Origin of the sequence: Variovorax sp. V93 (genome assembly GCF_041154485.1) — a bacterium.
Classification (GTDB): Bacteria; Pseudomonadota; Gammaproteobacteria; order Burkholderiales; family Burkholderiaceae_C; genus Variovorax; species Variovorax beijingensis_A.
On sequence record NZ_AP028669.1, the window covers coordinates 3683841 to 3703721 of the forward strand.

Annotated in this window: 17 protein-coding genes; 9 read left to right on the top strand and 8 right to left on the bottom strand. The window is 68.3% G+C overall.

Annotated features, from left to right (window positions below; genetic code table 11):
- Window positions 1-3: 3 nt before the first annotated feature.
- Window positions 4-462 carry an Lrp/AsnC family transcriptional regulator gene (locus ACAM54_RS17445; RefSeq protein WP_012748664.1) on the bottom strand — a complete coding sequence of 153 codons (459 nt, stop codon included), beginning with the start codon at window positions 460-462 and terminating at the stop codon, window positions 4-6.
- A gap of 107 nt (window positions 463-569) precedes the next feature.
- On the opposite strand from ACAM54_RS17445, the gene ACAM54_RS17450 reads away from it, so the two are divergent.
- The gene (locus ACAM54_RS17450; RefSeq protein ID WP_369648388.1) at window positions 570-1193 is read left to right on the top strand and encodes a LysE/ArgO family amino acid transporter; all 624 of its coding nucleotides are present in this window, start codon (window positions 570-572) and stop codon (window positions 1191-1193) included.
- Here the strand turns inward: ACAM54_RS17450 and ACAM54_RS17455 are convergent.
- Window positions 1166-2383 carry a DUF418 domain-containing protein gene (locus ACAM54_RS17455; protein ID WP_369648389.1) on the bottom strand — a complete coding sequence of 406 codons (1218 nt, stop codon included), beginning with the start codon at window positions 2381-2383 and terminating at the stop codon, window positions 1166-1168. The two genes, ACAM54_RS17450 and ACAM54_RS17455, sit on opposite strands and share 28 nt — an antisense overlap.
- Window positions 2380-3348 carry a LysR substrate-binding domain-containing protein gene (locus ACAM54_RS17460; protein WP_369648390.1) on the bottom strand — a complete coding sequence of 323 codons (969 nt, stop codon included), beginning with the start codon at window positions 3346-3348 and terminating at the stop codon, window positions 2380-2382. Before ACAM54_RS17460 ends, ACAM54_RS17455 begins: the two co-directional genes overlap by 4 nt.
- 124 nt (window positions 3349-3472) lie before the next feature.
- Between ACAM54_RS17460 and ACAM54_RS17465 the strand changes: the two genes are divergently transcribed.
- A complete protein-coding gene (locus tag ACAM54_RS17465; protein ID WP_369648391.1) occupies window positions 3473-4486 on the top strand; it encodes a Bug family tripartite tricarboxylate transporter substrate binding protein in 1014 nt (337 codons plus the stop codon).
- On the opposite strand, the gene ACAM54_RS17470 is transcribed toward ACAM54_RS17465, so the two are convergent.
- Window positions 4458-4982 (bottom strand): MarR family winged helix-turn-helix transcriptional regulator, encoded by a 525-nt coding sequence (locus ACAM54_RS17470; protein WP_369648392.1) that lies wholly within the window; start codon window positions 4980-4982, stop codon window positions 4458-4460. The two genes, ACAM54_RS17465 and ACAM54_RS17470, sit on opposite strands and share 29 nt — an antisense overlap.
- A gap of 105 nt (window positions 4983-5087) precedes the next feature.
- On the opposite strand from ACAM54_RS17470, the gene ACAM54_RS17475 reads away from it, so the two are divergent.
- The 3 genes from ACAM54_RS17475 to ACAM54_RS17485 are packed head-to-tail and all read left to right on the top strand — an operon-like array spanning window position 5088 to window position 8458.
- Complete coding sequence (locus ACAM54_RS17475) at window positions 5088-6095, top strand: Bug family tripartite tricarboxylate transporter substrate binding protein (protein WP_369648393.1); 1008 nt, start codon at window positions 5088-5090, stop codon at window positions 6093-6095.
- A gap of 39 nt (window positions 6096-6134) precedes the next feature.
- Window positions 6135-7127 (top strand): Bug family tripartite tricarboxylate transporter substrate binding protein, encoded by a 993-nt coding sequence (locus tag ACAM54_RS17480; RefSeq protein WP_369648394.1) that lies wholly within the window; start codon window positions 6135-6137, stop codon window positions 7125-7127.
- A gap of 14 nt (window positions 7128-7141) precedes the next feature.
- On the top strand, window positions 7142-8458 hold the full coding sequence (locus ACAM54_RS17485; protein ID WP_369648395.1) for a sulfatase: 1317 nt from the start codon (window positions 7142-7144) through the stop codon (window positions 8456-8458).
- A 51-nt stretch (window positions 8459-8509) separates the two neighbouring features.
- Here ACAM54_RS17485 and ACAM54_RS17490 read toward each other — a convergent pair whose 3' ends face one another.
- Complete coding sequence (locus ACAM54_RS17490; RefSeq protein WP_369648396.1) at window positions 8510-9202, bottom strand: hypothetical protein; 693 nt, start codon at window positions 9200-9202, stop codon at window positions 8510-8512.
- Between the two features lie 72 nt (window positions 9203-9274).
- Window positions 9275-12598, bottom strand: coding sequence for an EAL domain-containing protein (locus tag ACAM54_RS17495; RefSeq protein ID WP_369648397.1), 3324 nt, complete (start codon window positions 12596-12598; stop codon window positions 9275-9277).
- Between the two features lie 294 nt (window positions 12599-12892).
- Between ACAM54_RS17495 and ACAM54_RS17500 the strand changes: the two genes are divergently transcribed.
- The 3 genes from ACAM54_RS17500 to ACAM54_RS17510 all read left to right on the top strand — a co-directional run bounded on the left by ACAM54_RS17500 (window position 12893) and on the right by ACAM54_RS17510 (window position 15334).
- The gene (locus ACAM54_RS17500) at window positions 12893-13720 is read left to right on the top strand and encodes an HDOD domain-containing protein (RefSeq protein ID WP_145746209.1); all 828 of its coding nucleotides are present in this window, start codon (window positions 12893-12895) and stop codon (window positions 13718-13720) included.
- A 153-nt stretch (window positions 13721-13873) separates the two neighbouring features.
- A complete protein-coding gene (locus tag ACAM54_RS17505; protein WP_192323569.1) occupies window positions 13874-14482 on the top strand; it encodes a PadR family transcriptional regulator in 609 nt (202 codons plus the stop codon).
- 15 nt (window positions 14483-14497) lie between these two features.
- Window positions 14498-15334 carry a siderophore-interacting protein gene (locus ACAM54_RS17510; RefSeq protein ID WP_369648398.1) on the top strand — a complete coding sequence of 279 codons (837 nt, stop codon included), beginning with the start codon at window positions 14498-14500 and terminating at the stop codon, window positions 15332-15334.
- A 138-nt stretch (window positions 15335-15472) separates the two neighbouring features.
- Here ACAM54_RS17510 and ACAM54_RS17515 read toward each other — a convergent pair whose 3' ends face one another.
- Together ACAM54_RS17515 and ACAM54_RS17520 are read right to left on the bottom strand one after the other, a co-directional pair.
- Complete coding sequence (locus ACAM54_RS17515; protein ID WP_369648399.1) at window positions 15473-16450, bottom strand: magnesium and cobalt transport protein CorA; 978 nt, start codon at window positions 16448-16450, stop codon at window positions 15473-15475.
- A gap of 36 nt (window positions 16451-16486) precedes the next feature.
- On the bottom strand, window positions 16487-17116 hold the full coding sequence (locus ACAM54_RS17520; protein WP_369648400.1) for a hypothetical protein: 630 nt from the start codon (window positions 17114-17116) through the stop codon (window positions 16487-16489).
- Between the two features lie 157 nt (window positions 17117-17273).
- Here ACAM54_RS17520 and mutS point away from each other — a divergent pair, with 157 nt between their 5' ends.
- A complete protein-coding gene (gene mutS, locus ACAM54_RS17525) occupies window positions 17274-19871 on the top strand; it encodes a DNA mismatch repair protein MutS (RefSeq protein ID WP_369650996.1) in 2598 nt (865 codons plus the stop codon).
- The last annotated feature ends 10 nt before the right edge of the window (window positions 19872-19881 follow it).

Below are 19881 nucleotides of genomic sequence, written 5' to 3' on the forward strand. Positions count from 1 at the left end.
ACGTCATCCGGGCACGGCGCCCGCCGGCACCGCCACCGCGCGCGCCGGAATCGGCACCGACATGACGATCGATGTGCGCGTCTCCCCCAGGTGGTTGATGCTGCTCACGAAGGCCTCGAGATGTTCGATGTCCCGGGCGACCACCTTCAGCACATAGGAGTCCTGCCCGGTGACGTGAAAGCACTCGAGCACCTCGCGCCGGCCATCGAGCAGCTTCAGCAGCCGGGCCTTGTCGGGCTGCGCGGTCGTGATGCCGATCAGCGCCGTCACCGTATAGCCCGCCTTGCGCGGCGGAACCACCGCGCGGTAGCCCTCGATCACGCCGGCCTCCTCGAGCCGCTTCACGCGCTCCGAGGTCGAGGGCACGGACAAGCCCACCTGCCGCGCCAGCGCCGTCAGCGAGGTGCGCGCGTCCTGCTGGAGCGCGTCGAGGATTTGCCAGTTCTTGGAGTCGATTTCCATGAATCTAAGGTGCAGTTGGGAATTTCACTTCCGATTTCAGGCTGGGCAGGCTGCACGCCTGAATTTCGCCATTCTCGCTATCCAGCCTGCGCCGAACAATTGCAGGCATGGACTTTTCTCTTTTCCTCAAGGCCCTGGTCATCGGGCTGTCGATTGCCGCACCCGTGGGTCCCATAGGCCTGCTCTGCATCCAGCGCACGCTCGCGCACGGCCGTGCCATCGGTTTTCTCAGCGGCCTCGGGGCCGCGCTGGCGGATGCGTGCTACGGCGCGATCGGCGCGTTTGGCGTGTCGGCGGTCATCTCGTCGATGGTGGCGGCGCGCGTGCCGCTGGCGCTCGGCGGCGCGGCCTTCCTGGCGTGGATGGGTGTGCAGCTGCTGCGCGCACCGGCCGCCACCCAGGCCCGCAGCGCGCAGGACGCCGCCACGCCGCTCAAAGCCACGCTGTCGGTGTTCATGCTCACGCTCGCGAACCCGATGACGATCCTGTCCTTCGTCGCGGTGTTCGCGTCGATCGGCACCGGGCATGCGAGCGGCAGCAGCAGCGCTGCCGTGACGATGGTGACGGGCGTTTTCCTCGGGTCGGCCATGTGGTGGCTGGGCCTCTCTACCGTGGTGTCGATGGTGCGGCACAAGCTCGGTGCGCGGGTGCTCCAGTCCATCAACCGGCTGTCGGGCGTGCTGTTGCTGGGCTTTGCCGTGTTTCAGCTCTCGGCGCTGCTGTCGCGCTGATCCACATGCCGGCGCCGCCGCAGCGGCGGGCGCTGGAGGTTGGTGAAGGCCCGCAGCAGCCACTCCGCCGGGCCGTAGGCGAAGCGCTGCATCCACCAGTGGCTCAGCGCCAGGTTGCCCGCGAAGATCGCGAACGCGACCGCGAATGTCGCCAGCGGCCCGACCGTTCCGATCCAGCGCAGCCCGTAGGCCAGAAAGATCCACGCGCAAGCCGCCGATTGCAGCAGGTAGTTCGACAGCGCCATGCGCCCCGCCGGCGCCAGCAGCTGCGCCAGCCACCGGCCGCGAGCGCTCTGGAACACGAGCAGCATGCCGGCCGCATACGCGGCCGACAGGAACGGCGCCGTCAGCAGCGTGAGCGCGAGGGCCTGGATGTCGCGCACCGGATCGCTCAGCCGCAAGGTCGGCCAGGCGTAGGCCAGCGCACCCGGCAGGCCGATGGCAAGGCCCCACCAGAACACGCGCCACCACAGTGTGCGATGCGCCTCGGCATGTGCGAGGAGCCCGCGCTTGCCGGCGATGAAGCCCGCCAGGAACATGGCCAGCGCCTCCGGCGCCTGCACCAGCGCCGTGATCCACCAGGTCTGCGAGAGATCGCGCAGATGCTGCACCACCACCATGGCGGGCGTGGCGCGGTAGGCGGCCAGCGCCGCGGCGGCTTCGCCGTAGGCCGCCTGCGCCGCCATCTGCATGTCCGCGTGCGTGTACATCTGGCCGACCGCGGCCCACAGCAATGAAGTGAGCAGCACCAGCACGATGGCCGTGCACGCCAGGAACACATCGCTGCGCCGCCGCAGCACGAGCAGCACGGCGCCCAGCACGGCATACGCGGTGAGGATGTCGCCGTAGTAGAGCAGCACGGCATGCGCCACGCCGAGGGCCCACAGCCCGACATGCCGCCGCACCATGCGCGGCACGAAGGGCTTGCCGTCGCGCTCGGCCGCGCGCATCTGCAGCGTGAAGCTGTAGCCGAACAGGAACGAGAACAGCAGATAGAACTTGCTCTCGAACACAAGGGCCCGCACGAACGAGGCGCCGCGGTCGGCCGGCGAGACGGCCATCGGATCGGGAATGCCCAGGCCGTAGTAGGTTGACGCGAAGCTCGCGATGTTGACCACCAGGATGCCCAGCAGCGCAAAGCCGCGCAGCGCATCGACCATCTGCTGGCGTTCGCTCGGGGCGGTGTTCATGCGGGTTTCCTGACGCCGGCACTGCCCCGGTTGCCGCCCGCCGCAGCCGCGACGATGCCGCGGATCGCTTCGACCAGCAGCCGTGCGCCCTCGCCCGCTTCGCCGCCGCGCCGCACGGTAAAGCCCACCGGCCCCTCGGTGCCCGAGGTGTCGATGGCCACGCGCTTCAACGCGCCCTGCGCAATGAAGCCCTCGACGGCACCCTGCGGCGCGAACCACACGGCGTCGCAGCGCTGCAGCAGCCCGACCACGAAGCTGGTGTCCGTCGCCTCCACCAGCCGGCTGGGCAGCGCCATGCCCTGCGCGATCAGGAAGGCATCGGCCGTGTGCCGGATCAGGGTGCCCGAGACCGGCAGCACCAGCGGATGGGCGGCCAGGGCGTCGAGCCTGGGCCTGCGCCGCGCCGCGAGCGGATGGCCCGGGCGCACCACCAGCAGCAGCGGTTCGCTGTAGAGCTGTTCGAACGCCAGGTCGGCCATCGCCGAAGCCTGCGCGAGCCGGCCGAGCACGAGATCGATCTCGCCCTGGCGCAGCTGCGTCATCAGCTGCGCGTTGGTGCCGCTCACCACGCGCACGCGCAGCGCCGGATGCGATGCATACAGCTGCGCGACGGCCTCGGGCAACAGGTTGGCCGCCATGTTGGGCAGCGCGCCCACGGCCACGCGCAGCTGGTCGGCTTCGGGCTGGTCCATGGCCAGGCCCATGCCTTCGCGCAACCCGCGCAGCGCGGAGACGGCATGGCGCACCAGCACCTCGGCCGCCGGCGTGAGCTCGACGCCGCGGCGGCGGCGCAGCAGCAGCTGGCGCCCGACGATCTCCTCGAGCTCGGCAATGGTCTTGGACACCGCGGGCTGGGTGAGCGACAGGGCCTTGCCCGCGCGCACGAGATTGCGCTCCTGCGCCACCATCACGAGGCATTGCAGGTGGCGCAGCTTGAGGCGCGCAAAGTTGTTCATGGCTGACATGGGAGGCTTCCCTGTGAGGCGGCCATCCAAATATAACCAGCTGGAATAGCTGGCAGAAGAGCTTTCAGTTGTGCGGGCCGCCTCTGCCTCCTAGAGTGCCGGCTGTACGGAGACAAGCAAACACATGACCACCGGTTTCTCGAAGAAGAACGCCCCGGGCGCATCGCGCCGCCTGGCCCTTGCCGCCACGGCTGCCTGCGCGGCGCTTTGCCTTGCGCTCGGCAGCCCGGCCGCGCATGCCGACGCGGCCTACCCCGCCAAGCCGGTGAAATTCATCACCAACTTCCCGGCCGGCGGTCCGCTCGACATTCTCGGCCGCGCGCTGGGCGACGTGCTGCAGAAAGAGCTCAGGCAGCCCTTCGTGGTCGACAACCGGCCCGGCGCCGGCGGCAACATCGGCGCCGACCTCGTGGCCAAGAGCCCGGCCGACGGCTACACGGTGCTGCTGAGCATCGACAGCACCTTCACCATCAATCCGCACCTGTATGCGTCGATGCCCTTCGCGGCAAACGCCCTGAAGCCGCTGATGATCTTCAGCTCGTCGGGCCTGGGCTTCGGCGTCGGGCCCGCCGTGAAGGCGAAGACGCTGCCGGAATTCATCGCGCAGGCCAAGGCCGAGCCCGCCACCTTCAGCTCGGCCGGCAACGGCAGCCCGGGGCATCTTGCGGCCGGCATCTTCTCGACCGCGACCGGCGCCAAGATCACCCACGTGCCCTACAAGGGCAACGCGCCGGCCGTGATGGCGCTGCTGGGCGGCGAGGTGCAGGCCGGCATCCTCGCCACGCCGGGCCTGCTGCCGCAGGTGCAGGCCGGCAAGCTGCGCGCGCTGGCCGTAACCGGCCGCCAGCGCTCGCCGCTGCTGCCCGAGGTGCCCACGGTGGGCGAACTCGGCCTGAAGGACCTGGAATTCGAGGTGCTCTACCTCGCGATGGTGCCGGCCGCCACGCCCGAGCCCGTGATGCAGGTGCTGCGCCAGTCGCTGCAGAAGGCGCTGGCGCTGCCGGAGGTCAAGGCGCGCCTGGCCTCGCTCGACATGGTGGCGCTCGGCGAGACCGGCGCCGCCGCGGCCGAGCGCCTGGCAGCCAGCCAGGCGCGCTACGGCCGCATCGTCAAGGCGACCGGGATGAAGGTGGACTGATGCCGGCTGCGCCGCGGCGCCCGCGGTCGGCCTTGGGCAGCACGGCCTTTTGCACCATGCGCTCGGCCTGTGCCTGCAAGCGGCGCAGGGATTCGTCGAGGCGCGTGGCGTCCTCCTCGCCCAGGGCCTCCATCAGCTCGGCGTTGATCTTCGTGACCAGCGGAAAAAGCTCGCCGTACAGCGCCTGCCCGCTCTCGGTCAGGCCCAGCAGCACCTGCCGCCGGTCGCCCGCGCGGGCCACGCGCGAGACCAGCTGTTTTTCGACCAGCGAGCCGACCGCCTTCGAGGTGCGCGCGCGGTCGAGCTGGGCATGCTCGGCCAGTTGGGAGGAGCCCAGTTCACCGCGGCTCGCGAGCACCGCGATCAGCCGCCATTCGCGCCGCGTGATGCCGAAGCGGCCCTCGCACAGCCGGATCACCATGCCGCCCGCCACCCCGACCAGCCGCGAAAGCCGGTACAGCAGCAGGTCGTCCAGCGAGCGGCGCGGCGCGGTCATTGGGGGTTAGTCCGGGGGATGGTTGATTAGATCAATCGAATGTAGCGTCTCTAAAGTCCTTCGGGATCCAGCACCAACCCCAGAAGATCCCGGAGACACCGCCCCATGCCCAGCACGCCCCTTCTTTCTTCCACCTTCGGCCGCCGCCGCGCGCTCGCCGCGCTGGGCGGGCTCGCCCTGGCGCCGCTCGCCCTCGATGCGCGGGCGCAGGCCTTCAAGCCCGGCCAGCCGGTCAAGGTGCTGATCGGCGTGCCCGCCGGCGGCACGCAGGACGTGCTGACGCGCGCCATCGCGCAGCAGGTGCGCGAGACGCTGGGTCCGCTCATCATCGACAACCGCGCGGGTGCGGCGGGCCGGATTGCGGCGGAAACCGTCAAGACCGCCGCGCCGGACGGCCACACCCTGCTGCTGGGCACGGCCAGCATGATGACCATGTTCCCGAGCGCGTACCGCAGCCTCTCGTACGACCCCATCAAGGATTTCGTGCCGATCATCAACGCGGCGCGCTTCGAGCTGGCCCTCACCGTGCACAAGGACGTGCCTGCCAACACGCTGGCCGAGTTCATCGCCTGGGCCAAGGCGCAGGGCGACAAGCTGAGCTTCGGCTCCTATGGCGCGGGCACGCCTTCGCACTTTCTCGGCGAGATGCTCAACCGCGCGGCCGGACTGAAGATGGTGCACGTGCCCTACCGCGGCTCCACGCCCGCGCGGCAGGACCTGATGGGCGGCACCGTGCCTGTCTACTTCGACACCGTCGGCGGTGCGCAGCAGATGCTGTCCACGGGCCGCGCGAAGGTGCTGGCCACCAGCGGCGAGAAGCGCTCGCCGCTCATGCCCAACCTGCCCTGCTTCGTCGAGGCCGGCTACAAGGACGTGGTGGCCACCGCGTGGTTTGCCTACTATGCGCCGCTCAAGACGCCGCAGCCCGTCATCGACACGCTGCGCGCCGAATTCACCCGGGCCGTCAATGCGCGCGAGGTGCGCCAGCTGCTGCTGCAGAACGGCATGTACCCGGTCGGCGACGGCAGCGAGGCGCTGCTCAAGACCATGCGCGAGGACACCGCGCGCTGGGCGGGCATCATGAAGGCCGTGAACTTCCAGGCCACCGACTGAACAACCGAACGAACGACCGAACCGAGGAGGAACCCCCACATGCCCAAAACCATCCCCATCACCCGCCGCCTTGCCGCGCTGCTTGCCGCGGCCGGCTTCATGGCGTCCATCGCCGCCCTGCCCGCCAGCGCGGGCGCCCAGGCGCTCGACAGCCCGCTGCGCATCGTCGTCGGCTACGCGCCCGGCGGCGCCACCGACCGCGTGGCGCGCATCGTCGGCGACAAGCTTGGCGCCAAACTGGGCGTGCCGGTCATCGTCGACAACAAGCCTGGCGCCGGCGGCCGCCTTGCCGCGCAGCAGGTCAAGCTCACACCCGCCGGCCAGAACGTGCTGATGCTCGCCAATCCGGCCGTGATGGTGGTGGCGCCGCTCGTCTTCAAGGACAACAACTACGACGCCGAGCGCGACTTCGTGCCCGTGTCGCACGTCAACACCTACAACTTCGCGCTGTCGGTGTCGCCCACGCTGCCGGTGCGCGAGCTCAACCACCTGCTGGCGTGGATGCGCGCCAATCCCAGCCAGGCCAACGTGGGCGTGCCGGCCACCGGCAGCCTGCCGCACTTCTTCGGCCTGATGGTGGGCGAGAAGGCCAAGGTGCAGACGCAGGTGATCGGCTACCGCGGCTCGGCCCCGCTGCTGAACGACCTGATCGGCGGCCAGGTGCCCATCTCGGTCGACACCGAGGACGTGGTGCTGCCGCTGCACGACACCGGCAAGCTGCGCATCCTCGCGCTCTCGGGCGAAAAGCGCTCGCCCTTCGCGCCGAACATCCCGACCTTCAAGGAAGCCGGCCTCGACCTGGCCGCCACCGGCTGGAACACCTTCTTCGCGCCGGCCAGCATGCCGAAGGCCAAGGCCGAGCGCCTGGCCGCCGCCATCCACGAAGTCATGCAGGATGCCGACACGCAGCGCAAGTTCAAGGACGCCGGCATGACGCCGGTGGTGAGCACGCAGGCGCAGACCGCCGCGATGCTCAAGGCCTACAAGGCGCAATGGGCCCCCGTCGTCCAGAAATCCGGCTACCAGCCCTGAGCCTTTCCAAAGACATGACCCGACCCAACATCATCTTCATCGTGGCCGACGACCTCGGCTATGCCGACCTCGGCTGCTACGGCGGCCGCGACGCCGCATTCGGCCCCGTGTCGCCCGTGCTCGACGGCCTGGCGGCCAACGGCCTGAAGCTCACGCAGGGCTATTCGAACTCGCCCGTGTGCTCGCCCACGCGCTTCGCGATGATCACCGCGCGCTACCAGTACCGCCTGCGCGGCGCGGCCGAGGAGCCCATCAACAGCAAGAGCCGCGGCAGCACCACGCTCGGCCTGCCGACCGAGCACCCCACGCTGCCTTCGCTGCTGAAGGCCGGCGGCTACCAGACCGCGCTCATCGGCAAGTGGCACCTGGGCTATCCGCCCACCTTCGGGCCGCTGCGCTCGGGCTACGACGAGTTCTTCGGGCCGATGTCGGGCGGCGTCGACTACTTCACGCACTGCGACTCCACCGGCCGCCACGACCTGTGGTTCGGCGAGGAAGACAGAAAGGAAGAGGGCTACCTCACCGACATCCTCTCCAGGCGCGCCGTCGACTACGTGGAGCGCATGTCGAAGCAGGACGCGCCCTTCTTCCTGAGCCTGCACTACACCGCGCCGCACTGGCCCTGGGAAACGCGCGACGACGCCGGGAAGGCGCCGCTCGTGAAAGACAACCTGTTCGACCTGGCCGGCGGCAACATCCATGTCTACCGCCGCATGATCCACCACATGGACGAAGGCATCGGCTGGATCATGGCCGCGCTCGAGAAGCACGGCATGGCCGACAACACGCTGGTGGTGTTCACCAGCGACAACGGCGGCGAGCGCTTTTCGGACAACTGGCCGCTGGTCGGCGGCAAGATGGACCTGACCGAAGGCGGCATCCGCGTGCCATGGATCGCGCACTGGCCCGCGGTGATTGCCAAGGGCGGCGAGAGCCGGCAACTGTGCATGACCATGGACTGGTCCGCCACCATGCTCGACGCGGCCGGCGTCAAGGCCGATGCGGACTACCCGCTCGATGGCGTGTCGCTGATGCCGGTGCTGAAGGACGCGAAGCACAGTTTCCGCCGCCCGCTGCACTGGCGCATGAACCATCGCGGCCAGCAGGCCATGCGCGATGGCGACTGGAAGTACCTGAAGGTGGACGGCAACGAATACCTGTTCAACATTCCGGCCGACGAGCGCGAGCGGGCGAACCTGGGCAAGAAGGAGCCTGGGCGGCTCGCGGCCATGCGGGAAGACTGGCTGGCCTGGAATGCCAGGATGCCCGCGATTCCGGAGGATGCGACGGTGAGCCTGGGCTACTCGGTCAAGGACATGCCGCAGCGCTGAACCCAGGCGAAGGAACGAGCGGCTCCGCCGCCTCGTCCCTTCGCCAATCCTTCACCTGTTCACGCCAAGCTCGAACCTGCGAGCGGAAGCGGCCAGCTCGGAGGCGCCGGCCATCGCCAAGGGGTCTGCCGCGGAGGCAGCGCCCGCCTCCAGCGAGCACCACGCGGCCGCGGGTTTGTCCGCCTCGAGCGAGCACCACGCGGCCGCGGGTTTGTCCGCCTCGAGCGAACACCATGCCGCTGCGGGTTTGCCTGCCTCAAGCGAACACCATGCCGCTGCGGGTTTGCCCGCCTCGAGCGAGCACCATGCCGCCGCATCCTTGCCCGGCTCGTGCCGGGCTGCGGCCGCCGGCTCGCCGAATTCCTCGGCGGTCAAGCGCTGCATCTCCAGAAAGGCCGCTTGCAGCGCCTTGGCGTCTTCCTCGCCGCGCAGGCCGAGGTACGGAAAATGGTGCAGGAAGTAGCCGAAAGCGGTTTCGCAATCCGCTGCGTACTTTCTCGTGTCGAGGATGTGCATGTGCCAGAAGCGGTCGACGTCCTGCTCGGGAGCGAGCGTCAGGTCGGGGTGCTTGGCGTGCAGTATCAAGTAGCGCTTGTAGGCCACCTCCATCTGGTCCGCGTAGCCTGCCGACCAGCCGTAGCCATCCTCTTTGCGGCAGGCCTTGAACTTGATCGGCGTGAGGTCGATCGCCTCGATGGCGGCGATCGTCTGCTCCAGTGTCTTGCGCTGGCTGGAATGGATCATGAATGCTCCTGTGAAGGTTGAGGAAGGTCCGAGCGAACGTGCCCGGCGACGATTGCTTCAAAAGTTCGGCCGTCAGGCGGCCTCCGATGGAGCAAACTGGTTGCGCAAGTGACGCGCCATGAAGTTGCGTGCCTCGTCGGCAGGGACGGGCTTGCACAGCCAATAGCCCTGTGCCTCGTCGCAACCGTGGCTGCGCAGGTAATCGAGCTGGGCCGTGGTCTCGATGCCTTCGGCGACCACCTTCATCCGCAACCCGTGGGCCAGCGTGATGATGCCGTCGATGAGCGCCCGCGCGTCGGCGTCCTGCGAAAGGTCGTTGATGAAGGAGCGGTCGATCTTGACCGTCGACAGCGGGAAGTGCTTCAAGTAGGAGAGCGACGAATAGCCCGTTCCGAAATCGTCGATGGCGAGGCCGACGCCCATGTCCCGGATCGTCCGGAGCAATTTCGCCGCACGCTCGGGATTCGCCATCACCGCGCCTTCGGTGATTTCCAGCTCCAGCAGCGACGGCTCCAGGCCCGAGGCTTCCAGGACGGCCTGTATGTCAGCGATGAGCGTGCGGCTTCCGAATTGGCGCGGCGACAAATTGACGCTCATCAGCACTTTTGGCAAACCGGATTTCTGCCACGATCGCGCATCGGCGCAAGCCCTCTCCAGCGCCCATTTGCCCAAGGACACGATCAAGCCGAGCTCTTCGGCGATCGGAATGAACTGCACCGGCGGAATCATGCCCAGGACAGGGTGGTGCCAGCGCATCAGCGCCTCGACGCCGACGATGTGCTGGGTCTGCAGATTCATCTTCGGCTGGTAGTGCATTTCGAGCTCGCCACGTTCCAAGGCATGGCGCAGTGCGCTTTCAAGCATCAGCTGTTCGGTATTCTGTGCATTCATCTTCGCGGCGTAGAACCGGAAGGTGTTGCGGCCTCTTTCCTTGGCCCGGTACATCGCGGTGTCGGCGTTCTTCAGGAGTGCTTCTGCATCGCCGCCGTTGTCCGGGTAGATGCTCACGCCGACGCTGGCGCTGACGTGCAGTTCGCGTCCGGCGAGGAAGAAAGGCTCGGCGCAGCAGGCCAGCACTTTTTCGGCGAGCCCCGCGGCATCGTTCGCGCTGGACAGGTTCTCCAGCAGCAGCACGAACTCATCGCCACCGAAACGCGCCACGATATCGGTCTCGCGCAGCAGCGCCGTGAGGCGCTCGCCGCAGATCTTGATCATCTCGTCGCCCACGCCGTGGCCCAGCGTGTCGTTGATGTGCTTGAAGCGATCCAGGTCGACGAATATCACCGCGAACTGCTTCTGATGGCGGTTGCTGCGCTTGATGGCGCGAGCAAGCTCGTGTTGCAGCGCGGCGCGGTTGAACAGGCCGGTCAGTCCGTCGTGGCTGGCCATGAAACGAAGGCTTCTCTCAGCCAGCTTGCGCTGCTTGTACTGGGCGATCTGCAAGGCGATCACACGCAGCGACTCCTGCGTCTCGGCGTCGACGGCGTACGGGTTGGAACCAAGGAGCTCCAGCGCCGTGATCGAATCGGTAACGGCCATCGGCACGACGACGCCGACGGCCAGCCCGGCCTCGCGGGCCATCGCATCGCGCGCGAAATGGCCCGCAGCCGCCAACAGGTTGATCTGCACGATGCCGCCGGTTTTCCAGGCGCGGCCCAGCGAGCCTTCGTCGGCCTGGTATTCGAACGACCGGCTGTCGGAAGCGAATTGCCGCACCGCCGGGGGAATGTGCTCGGCATGCCAGGCGGCGGCACAGCGAACCACGCCGTCCTCGCCAACGCTCCACAACGCGCCGCAGTCCCAGCGCAGGTCGGTGCATACGGCTTCCAGCGCCTGCGAGATCACCGTCTCGGCCCTGCCATCGCCGGCAAGCAGACGCGCGATCCTGTATTCGAGCCCCTGGCGCAATGCATCCTTGCGCGGCCGGGTGGCGTCGCGCACGGTACCGCGCACCATCGTCTTTCCGTCTTCTTCGGCCGACTGTGCGATGACGTGGAGCCAGCGTTCGGTGCCATCGGGCAGGCACAGGCGATGCTCGAATTCGCTGCGTTCCGTGGACCCGGAGGCCAGCGCGAGCTGCTGTTCGACCGCGGGGCGTTCTGCGGCCGGAACACGCAGGAGCAGCGTGGGCAGGTCGGGCTGCAAAGGGCCCGTCTCGAAGCCCAGGATGCGCAAAGCTTCGTCGGAGCATTGCAGGGTTCCGGTTTCGGGATCGAGGATCCAGCTGCCCAGGCTTGCCAGGTGCTGCGCTTCCTCCAGCTGCCGTTCGCTGGTGCGCAGGTGGCGGGTCATCTCGTTCGCCAGGATCTGGGCTCGGCTGCGTGCGGTGGTCAGCGAAAAGACGATGCCGGCAAGCAGCATGCTGGTGGCCAGGCCGCCGAAGACGATGAACCACGGAATGGCCTTGTCGAGCGGGCCGAAGACCTGGTTTTCGTCTTGAGCGACTTCCACAAGCCAGGAGTGGCCGCCCAGCTCGAAGCCGAGCATGCGTTCGAGACTGCGCGCCGGTGCCGCAGCGGACTTGGCCAAGGCCGCGCTGTCGAACAGCAATTGCCGCTCGCTGAATGAGGTCGCCGCGACAAACCTGGTCTCGACGCGTGTCCCGATCGCCCCGCGGCCCGGCCCGGCATCGATCAAGCGCAGCCGGAACGTCCTGCTGGCATCGGCCCCCACCACGTCGCTCAGCATCCCTGCGACGCTGAAGCCCGAGCCGACCGAACCGATATAGGCGTTGCGCCGCTGCTCGAGCGTATCGAGCGGCTGCCGTGGCCGATAGACCGGCAGCCGCATCGCCAATCCGATGTCGGACTCGCGGCCCGCGATGCGGACCTTGCGGCCGGACGTGACGAGGCCGCCGGTGTCGCGCCCCTGCTCGAGCGCATCTCCCCTGTCGGGCATCGCGCCCAGGTCATTGCCGAGCAGCCTCTCGTTGCCGGCCTGCGGTTCGATGTAGACCAGCGGGTAGTAGGTGTCCCGCTCACCGGGCGGCTTGATGGCGAAGCGGGAGGCCACGCCAGCGTCGAGGCTGGCATCACCGCGGACCTGTTCCTCGAAGGCCTGCTTGTCGTTGGCCGCAACGCGGGGCGCATAGGTGACGGCCTGGAAACCGGGGTAGGCTCTCGCCAGGTTCAGCCCCGCGACATAGTCCCTGAAATCGCTTCGGGTCACGGTCTCGGAAGTGTTGAATCGCGCACGCAGGCCGATCAGGACGGCAATGTAGTCGTCGAAGCGGGCTTCGACCTTGCGCGCCAGGTCGAGGGCGGTTGCGTCGAAGCGCGCCTGGGCACTGCGCCCGATCTCCTGGCGGGCGGAAGCGCCCAGGACGATCGACAGCGCCGTGCCAGCCGCGAAAATCACCAGCGGCAAGCGAATCCTGATCCAGACGGACGATGACATCGGATTTGATCCTGTCCTCGAAGCAGGCCGGTTGGTTCCGTGTGCAGCAGCGCGGCACGGCAGAGAACGCAACAGGTTGTATCGTTGGCGCAATATATAGGGCCGGTGCAAGAACGTCACGCGATTTGTCTCGGCAGCCAGGCAACGCCGTGCCTGGCGCGCCGCGACCGCATCGGTGTTGCTGGAAGTCTGCAACCGGGCCGCGAGAGGGGGCCTGATTCCGAAGACATCAACATGTAACACTAAGGTTGCAGGACAATCCCGGGCAGCAAAAAACTACAGCCCGAGATCGCCATGACCCTGGACGAACTGTTTACCGACAGCCACTTGCTTCCCACGGTGCCCAAGGTGGTGTTCGATCTCATCGAGCTCCTGCGCAACGAGGACGCCGCGGTTTCCGTGGTGGCACGCAAGATCGAGCTCGACCAGGTGCTGACGGCCCGCGTGCTGCGCATGGCGAATTCGCCGTACTTCGGGCTGCGCCGCAAGATCCTCTCGATCCAGGACGCGATCCAGCTGCTGGGCTTCTCCTCGATCCGCTCCCTGGTGGTGAGCTCCGGCCTCACGGGCACCTTCCGCAAGGTCGAGGGCGTGCACCTGCCGGCCTTCTGGTCGCACAGCCTGCGCGTGGCCGCCGTGGCCCGCTACCTCGCGGGCAAGACGCGCCGCGTGGACCAGAGCCTGGCCTTCACGGTCGGCAGCATGCACGCCATCGGCCACCTGATCATGGCCGGCGCCATGAAGCAGCCGATGGCCGAACTCAACGCCGTGCATCCCTTCGACCGCATGGGACGGCTCGAAGTGGAGCGGCAGAAGTTTGGCTTCCATTACGGCCAGGTCGGCGCGCGGCTGGCGGCCCGCTGGGAATTCGCACCCGAGTTCGTCAGCGCCCTCTCCTCCTTCGCCAACCCGATGGAGGCCGAACACGTCGATCCGCTCGCCAGCGTGCTGCACCTGGCGGTCTGGCGCGTCGCCCTGGAGCGCGAAGGGCTGCGCATCGGCGACGCGCAACACGTATGGCCAGCCCAGCCTGCCGACGCGATCGGCCTCTCCGAGGACGTGATGCAGGACATGCCGGCACCGCGCGAACTGGCGTCCGACCTGGAATCGATGATCGCCTGATCACCGGACGGGCGCCGCCCGCCCGTTTGCCGGGGCCTCGGCCCCACTGCCTTACCCGCCCATGGATGCGCCGCAGTGATGCGAAAGGCAGAGCTGTTTGACTTTTTTAGATATATCGAAAATAATTTAGATATACCTCAAGAGGACATCGATATGCGGCACTTCCATTTCGGCCACCACCACCATCACCACTGCCACTCTCCACGCGGCGAACACGAAGACGGCCTCTCGGGCGGCCGCGGACGCCACGGCGGCGACGAGCGCATGCACGGAGGCCGCGGCGGACGCGGCGGCAGCCGGGTGTTCGGCCACGGCGGGCTGCGCTTCGTGCTGCTGCAACTCATCGCCGACAAGCCTGCCCACGGCTACGAACTCATCAAGGCCATCGAGGACCGCCTGGGCGGCAGCTACGCGCCGAGCCCCGGCGTGGTCTACCCCACCCTCACGCTGCTCGAGGAGATGGGCTACCTGAGCGTGGAAACGGCCGACACCGGCGGGCGCAAGCGCTACAGCATCACCGCGAGCGGCCGGGAATTCCTGGCCGCCAACCGCGACACGGCCGACGCCATGATGGCCCGCATGAACGGCGGCGTCGATGGCGCCGGCCCGCGCGGCGGCCGCCCGCCGCAGGTCACGCGCGCCATCGAGAACCTGAAGCTCGCGATGCGCATGCGCCTCTCTGGCGCCCCCCTCACCGAACAACAAGCCCACGATTTCGCCGCGGTGCTCGACAGCGCCGCTCAACAGCTAGAGCGCATCTGAACTTCTTTCTTTGAAATGACCGACTTCACAACCACTTCTGCCTCCATCACGCCCGACCGCACGCCGCGCCGCGTGCGCCACGAGCTTCGCTTTCGCCGGCTCACGGTCCAGACCGTGCAGCGCCTGACGCCGCACCTGATCCGCATCACGCTCGCGGGCGACGACCTCGAAGGCTTCGCGAGCCCGGGCTTCGACGACCACGCAAAGATCTTTTTCCCCGACGCGGCCGGCCAGCTCACGCTCCCGACCATGGGGCCGGACGGCCCGGTGTGGCCCGCGGGCGGCCGGCCCGCCATGCGCGACTACACGCCGCGCCGCCACGACCCCCGCGCCAACACGCTGGAACTCGACTTCGCGCTGCACGACGCCGGCCCCGCCACGCAATGGGCCGAGCGGGCCAAGCCCGGCGACGTGCTCGGCGTGGGCGGCCCGCGCGGCTCGTTCATCGTGCCGACGGCGTTCGACTGGCACCTGCTGATCGGCGACGACACCGCCCTGCCCGCCATTGCGCGGCGCCTGGCCGAGCTGCCGGCCGGCGCACGCGTGGTGGTGCTGGTCGAGGTCGACAGCGAGGCCGACCAGGTTCCGTTCGAAACGCAGGCGGAGCTCACATTGAAGTGGGTGCACCGCAACGGCGCGGAACCGGGCCTGAGCCCGGTGCTGCTCGATACGCTCAAGGCCATGGAACTGCCGGCCGGCGACTTCCACGCCTGGATGGGCTGCGAATCGGCGATCGCGAAGTCGCTGCGCGCGCATCTCGTGGGCGAACGCGGCGCCAACCCCAAGTGGACGCGCGCCTCCGGCTACTGGCGGCGCGGCGCGGCGGCCACGCACGATACGCACGACGAGTAAGCCCCCTGGCATATTGCTCCTTCCCCTCCCGGGGGAAGGTTGGGATGGGGGCACGCGGCGCTTGCAAGGCCGCCGATACCTGATACGCCGCCTGCCCCCACCCCTGCCCTCCCCCGGAAGGGGAGGGAGAAAGAAAATTCAGAGCCAGCCGGCGCGCCTGAACCGGTAGTAGAGATAGCTGCAGGTGGCCGCAATCAGCGCCAGCGCCACCGCATAGCCGTAGCGGAATTTCAGCTCCGGCATGTGCTCGAAGTTCATGCCCCAGATGCCCGCGAACGCGGTGCACACCGCAAAGATGCTGGCCCAGGCCGCCAGCCGCTTGGTGACTTCGCTCTCCTCGATGGTGACCATCGAGAGGTTCACCGAAATGGCCGTGCCGATGGTGTCGCGCATCGCGTCGATCGAGCCGTTGATGCGGCCCAGGTGGTCGGCCACGTCGCGAAAGTATTCCTGCGAGGTCACGCAGATCTGCGGCACCCGCCCGCCGTGCAGCTTGCCCGCCGCCTCGACCAGCGGCGCCACGGCGCGCTTGAGGATCATGCTGCGGCGCTTCAGGTCGTACAGCTGCTTGATCTTGTCGCGCGCCGCGCCGCCCTGCGCGAAGATCTGCTGCTCGATGGATTCGAGTTCCACCTCGAGCGCGTCGATGACGGGAAAGTAGCGGTCGACCACCGCATCCATCAGCGCATACAGCACAAAGCCCGCGCCGTTGCGCAGCAGCTCGGGCTCGCGCTCGCAGCGCTCGCGCACGCCCAGGAAGCCCTGCTGGCTGCGGTTGCGCACCGAGAGCACGTAGTTGCGGCCGACGAACACGTCGACCTCGCCCACGTTCACGCAGTGCTCGCCCTCGGCAGAAGGCTCGACCAGGTGCATCACGACGAAGAGCGAATCGCCGTATTCCTCGACCTTGGGCCGCTGGTGGCCGTGGTGGGCATCTTCCACCGCCAGCGGATGCAGGTTGAATTCGTCCTGCATCTGGGCCAGCTCCTGCGGCGTGGCGTCGCTCAGCGCCACCCAGACGAAGCAGCCGGGCCGGGAGATGTACTCGCTGATGTCCTCGACCGGAATGTCGGCGAGCTTGGCGCCGTTCTCGTAGGCCACGCAGTTGATCAGCATCGGTACTCGTCCATGGTCGGTCTTGAAGGAGGCGGGTCAGGCCACCGTCTCCGGATTCGAAGCCGCGGCCAGCAGCAGGCCGGTGTCGGCCAGCGCGGCCTCGATGGCCTGCGTCTCGCTCCTGAGCAGCGCGAGGCCCTTTTCGGCGAATGCGCGATGGCTTGCCACGTCGGCCCACAGGCTCGCGGCGGCTTCGGCGCATGTCAATGATGTGAATCGGATGCGGCCCTTCGCCAGCTCGGCGAAGCGTTTCTCGCGCAGCGGGTCCGCCCTGTCCCAGGCGCCGCCGATGAGCACGCGCCGCCCGCGCTTGATGCGCGGTTCGCGCTCGGCAAAGAAAGGCAGCCTGGCGGACAGCCAGCCCAGCAACCCGGAATCCGACGCGGTGTCGAAGGCCGTTGGGGCGGTGTGCGCCTTCGCAAAGCCGCGCAAGGTGCCGAGCTGATAGAGCACCGCGTCTTTCGGTCCGGCTGCAGCGCCGCCTTCCACCGGCCTGATGATGGACGCGCCATGGCCTGCCCGCCCGTCGGGCCGTTTCGATTTGCGCAGGTCGGCGAGCTGTGCTGGCGTCATGCAGAGGTACAGCGCAGCGAGTTCTGCCGGCACGGTGGCGGTGTCGGGCAGCGCGTCCGCTTCAGGGCCTTTGAATTCATCCGGGTGGACCATGGGCGCCTTGTTTCTTCACGCGGGGTTCGCGCCGGCGGATTTTAAAGGTGGGCTGCCGGCCCGGCCGGACCGTTCGCCGTCCCCGATAATCGTCCGAGTGAAAACGACGACCGCGCAACCCTCCCCCTCCACCAGCGACTTCTCCGGGCACACGCCCATGATGGCGCAGTACCTGGGCCTCAAGGCGAACCATCCGGACACACTGCTGTTCTACCGGATGGGCGATTTCTACGAACTGTTCTGGGCCGACGCCGAAAAGGCCGCCCGCCTGCTCGACATCACGCTCACCCAGCGCGGCCAGTCGGCCGGCCAGCCGGTGGTGATGTGCGGCGTGCCCTTCCATGCGGTCGACACCTATCTTGCGCGGCTCATCAAGCTGGGCGAATCGGTGGCCATCTGCGAGCAGGTGGGCGAAGTCGGCGCCAGCAAGGGGCCGGTCGAGCGCAAGGTGGTGCGGGTGGTCACGCCCGGCACGCTGACCGATTCGGAACTGCTGAACGACAAGAGCGAATCGCTGCTGCTCGCGGTGCATGCGGGCACACGCAACTTCTGCGGCCTGGCCTGGCTCAGCGTGACCGGCGCCGAGTTGCGGCTGGCCGAATGCCCGGCCGATGCGCTCGAAGCCTGGATCGCGCGCATCGCGCCGAGCGAACTGCTCTACAGCGCCGAGGTGACGCCGGCCTTCGAGCAGCGCCTGAAGGCCGCGCGTGCGTCCACGCCCTTCACGCTCTCGATCCGGCCCGCATGGCAGTTCGACGGCGGCCTGGGCGAACGCAAGCTCAGCGAGCAGATGGGCAGCAACAGCCTCGCGGCCTGGAATGCCGAATCGCTCGCCAATGCGCATGCCGCCGCGGCTGCGCTGCTGGGCTATGCCGAGCACACGCAGGGCCGCGCGCTCTCCCACGTGCAGCGCCTGTCGGTGGAACGCGATGGCGACCTGATCGAACTGCCGCCCACCACGCGGCGCAACCTGGAGCTGGTTCAAACGCTGCGAGGCGAAGACGCACCCACGCTGTTCTCGCTGCTCGACACCTGCATGACGGGCATGGGCAGCCGGCTGCTCAAGCGCTGGCTGCTGTCGCCGCGGCGCGACCGCAGCGAGGCGCAGGCCCGGCTCGAAGCCATTGCCGCGCTCCAGTCCACCGTGCTGGGCGGCACGGCCGCGCCCTGGCGCGCCCTGCGCGAGCAGCTCAAGAACACCAGCGACGTGGAACGCATCGCGGCGCGCATCGCGCTCCGGCAGGTGCGTCCGCGCGAGCTGCTGGCACTGCGCCTCGCGCTCGCGAAGGCCGAGCAGCTGGCACCGGCGCTTCCGGCCTCTGGCGAGCTGCTGGGCCGCATCATCGAACGGCTCGCGCCGCCGCCGGGCTGTGCCGACCTGCTGGCGAGCGCGATCAAGCCCGACCCGTCGGCGCTGGTGCGCGACGGCGGCGTGATCGCCACCGGCCACGACGCCGAGCTCGACGAGCTGCGCGCCATCAGCGAGAACTGCGACGATTTTTTGCTGAAGCTCGAAGTCAGCGAACGCGAGCGCACCGGCATTTCCAACCTGCGGGTGCAGTTCAACCGCGTGCACGGCTTCTACATCGAGGTCACGCAAAGCGCGCTCTCGAAGGTGCCCGACAACTACCGCCGACGCCAGACGCTGAAGAACGCCGAGCGCTTCATCACGCCCGAACTCAAGGCCTTCGAGGACAAGGCACTGAGCGCGCAAGACCGCGCGCTGGCTCGCGAGAAGTGGCTCTACGAGCAATTGCTCGATGCGCTGCAGCCCTCGGTGCCGGCGCTCACGCAGCTGGCCGGCGCCATTGCCACGCTCGACGCGCTGTGCGCGCTGGCCGAGCGCTCGCACACGCTGCACTGGCGCGCGCCGAGCTTCGTCTCGCATCCGTGCATCGAGATCCAGCAAGGCCGCCATCCCGTGGTGGAGGCGCGGCTGGCCGAAAAATCGTCGGGCGGCTTCATCGCCAACGACACGCAGCTCGGGCCGCAGCAGCGCATGCAGGTGATCACCGGCCCCAACATGGGCGGCAAGTCGACCTACATGCGGCAGGTGGCGATCATCGTGCTGCTGGCGTCCATCGGCTCGCACGTGCCGGCGGCGGCCTGCCGGCTCGGGCCGATCGACGCCATCCACACCCGCATCGGCGCCGCGGACGACCTGGCCAACGCGCAGTCGACCTTCATGCTCGAGATGACCGAGGCCGCGCAAATCTTGCACAGCGCCACCGCCCAGTCGCTGGTGCTGATGGACGAGATCGGCCGCGGCACCAGCACCTTCGACGGGCTGGCGCTGGCCGCGGGCATCGCGGCCCAGCTGCACGACCGCAGCAAGGCCTTCACGCTGTTTGCCACCCATTACTTCGAGCTGACCGAATTCCCGGCCACGCACCACTGCGCCGTGAACATGCACGTGAGCGCCACCGAGGCGGGGCGCGACATCGTGTTTTTGCACGAAATGCAGCCCGGTCCGGCCAGCAAGAGCTACGGCATCCAGGTGGCGCGGCTCGCGGGCATGCCGGCCGCGGTGGTCAACCATGCGCGGCAGGCGCTCGAGGCGCTGGAGTCGCAGCATGCCCAGACGCGGGCGCAGGTCGACCTGTTCGCCCCGCCCCCGGCGGCTGAAACGCCCATGGCCAGCGCCGTAGAATCCGCCCTGGCCGCGCTCGACCCCGATGCGATGACGCCACGGGAGGCGCTCGACGCGCTCTATGCCTTACAAAAACTGAACACGCGCGAACGCAGCGCTGCGTAGCGGGCATCCT

Excerpts from the sequence above, each read along its gene's own strand:
- ACAM54_RS17445 (WP_012748664.1), bottom strand. The coding sequence starts at position 462 with ATGGAAATCGACTCCAAGAACTGGCAAATCCTCGACGCGCTCCAGCAG.
- ACAM54_RS17450 (WP_369648388.1), top strand. The coding sequence starts at position 570 with ATGGACTTTTCTCTTTTCCTCAAGGCCCTGGTCATCGGGCTGTCGATT.
- ACAM54_RS17455 (WP_369648389.1), bottom strand. The coding sequence starts at position 2,383 with ATGAACACCGCCCCGAGCGAACGCCAGCAGATGGTCGATGCGCTGCGC.
- ACAM54_RS17460 (WP_369648390.1), bottom strand. The coding sequence starts at position 3,348 with ATGTCAGCCATGAACAACTTTGCGCGCCTCAAGCTGCGCCACCTGCAA.
- ACAM54_RS17465 (WP_369648391.1), top strand. The coding sequence starts at position 3,473 with ATGACCACCGGTTTCTCGAAGAAGAACGCCCCGGGCGCATCGCGCCGC.
- ACAM54_RS17470 (WP_369648392.1), bottom strand. The coding sequence starts at position 4,982 with ATGACCGCGCCGCGCCGCTCGCTGGACGACCTGCTGCTGTACCGGCTT.
- ACAM54_RS17475 (WP_369648393.1), top strand. The coding sequence starts at position 5,088 with ATGCCCAGCACGCCCCTTCTTTCTTCCACCTTCGGCCGCCGCCGCGCG.
- ACAM54_RS17480 (WP_369648394.1), top strand. The coding sequence starts at position 6,135 with ATGCCCAAAACCATCCCCATCACCCGCCGCCTTGCCGCGCTGCTTGCC.
- ACAM54_RS17485 (WP_369648395.1), top strand. The coding sequence starts at position 7,142 with ATGACCCGACCCAACATCATCTTCATCGTGGCCGACGACCTCGGCTAT.
- ACAM54_RS17490 (WP_369648396.1), bottom strand. The coding sequence starts at position 9,202 with ATGATCCATTCCAGCCAGCGCAAGACACTGGAGCAGACGATCGCCGCC.
- ACAM54_RS17495 (WP_369648397.1), bottom strand. The coding sequence starts at position 12,598 with ATGTCATCGTCCGTCTGGATCAGGATTCGCTTGCCGCTGGTGATTTTC.
- ACAM54_RS17500 (WP_145746209.1), top strand. The coding sequence starts at position 12,893 with ATGACCCTGGACGAACTGTTTACCGACAGCCACTTGCTTCCCACGGTG.
- ACAM54_RS17505 (WP_192323569.1), top strand. The coding sequence starts at position 13,874 with ATGCGGCACTTCCATTTCGGCCACCACCACCATCACCACTGCCACTCT.
- ACAM54_RS17510 (WP_369648398.1), top strand. The coding sequence starts at position 14,498 with ATGACCGACTTCACAACCACTTCTGCCTCCATCACGCCCGACCGCACG.
- ACAM54_RS17515 (WP_369648399.1), bottom strand. The coding sequence starts at position 16,450 with ATGCTGATCAACTGCGTGGCCTACGAGAACGGCGCCAAGCTCGCCGAC.
- ACAM54_RS17520 (WP_369648400.1), bottom strand. The coding sequence starts at position 17,116 with ATGGTCCACCCGGATGAATTCAAAGGCCCTGAAGCGGACGCGCTGCCC.
- mutS (WP_369650996.1), top strand. The coding sequence starts at position 17,274 with ATGATGGCGCAGTACCTGGGCCTCAAGGCGAACCATCCGGACACACTG.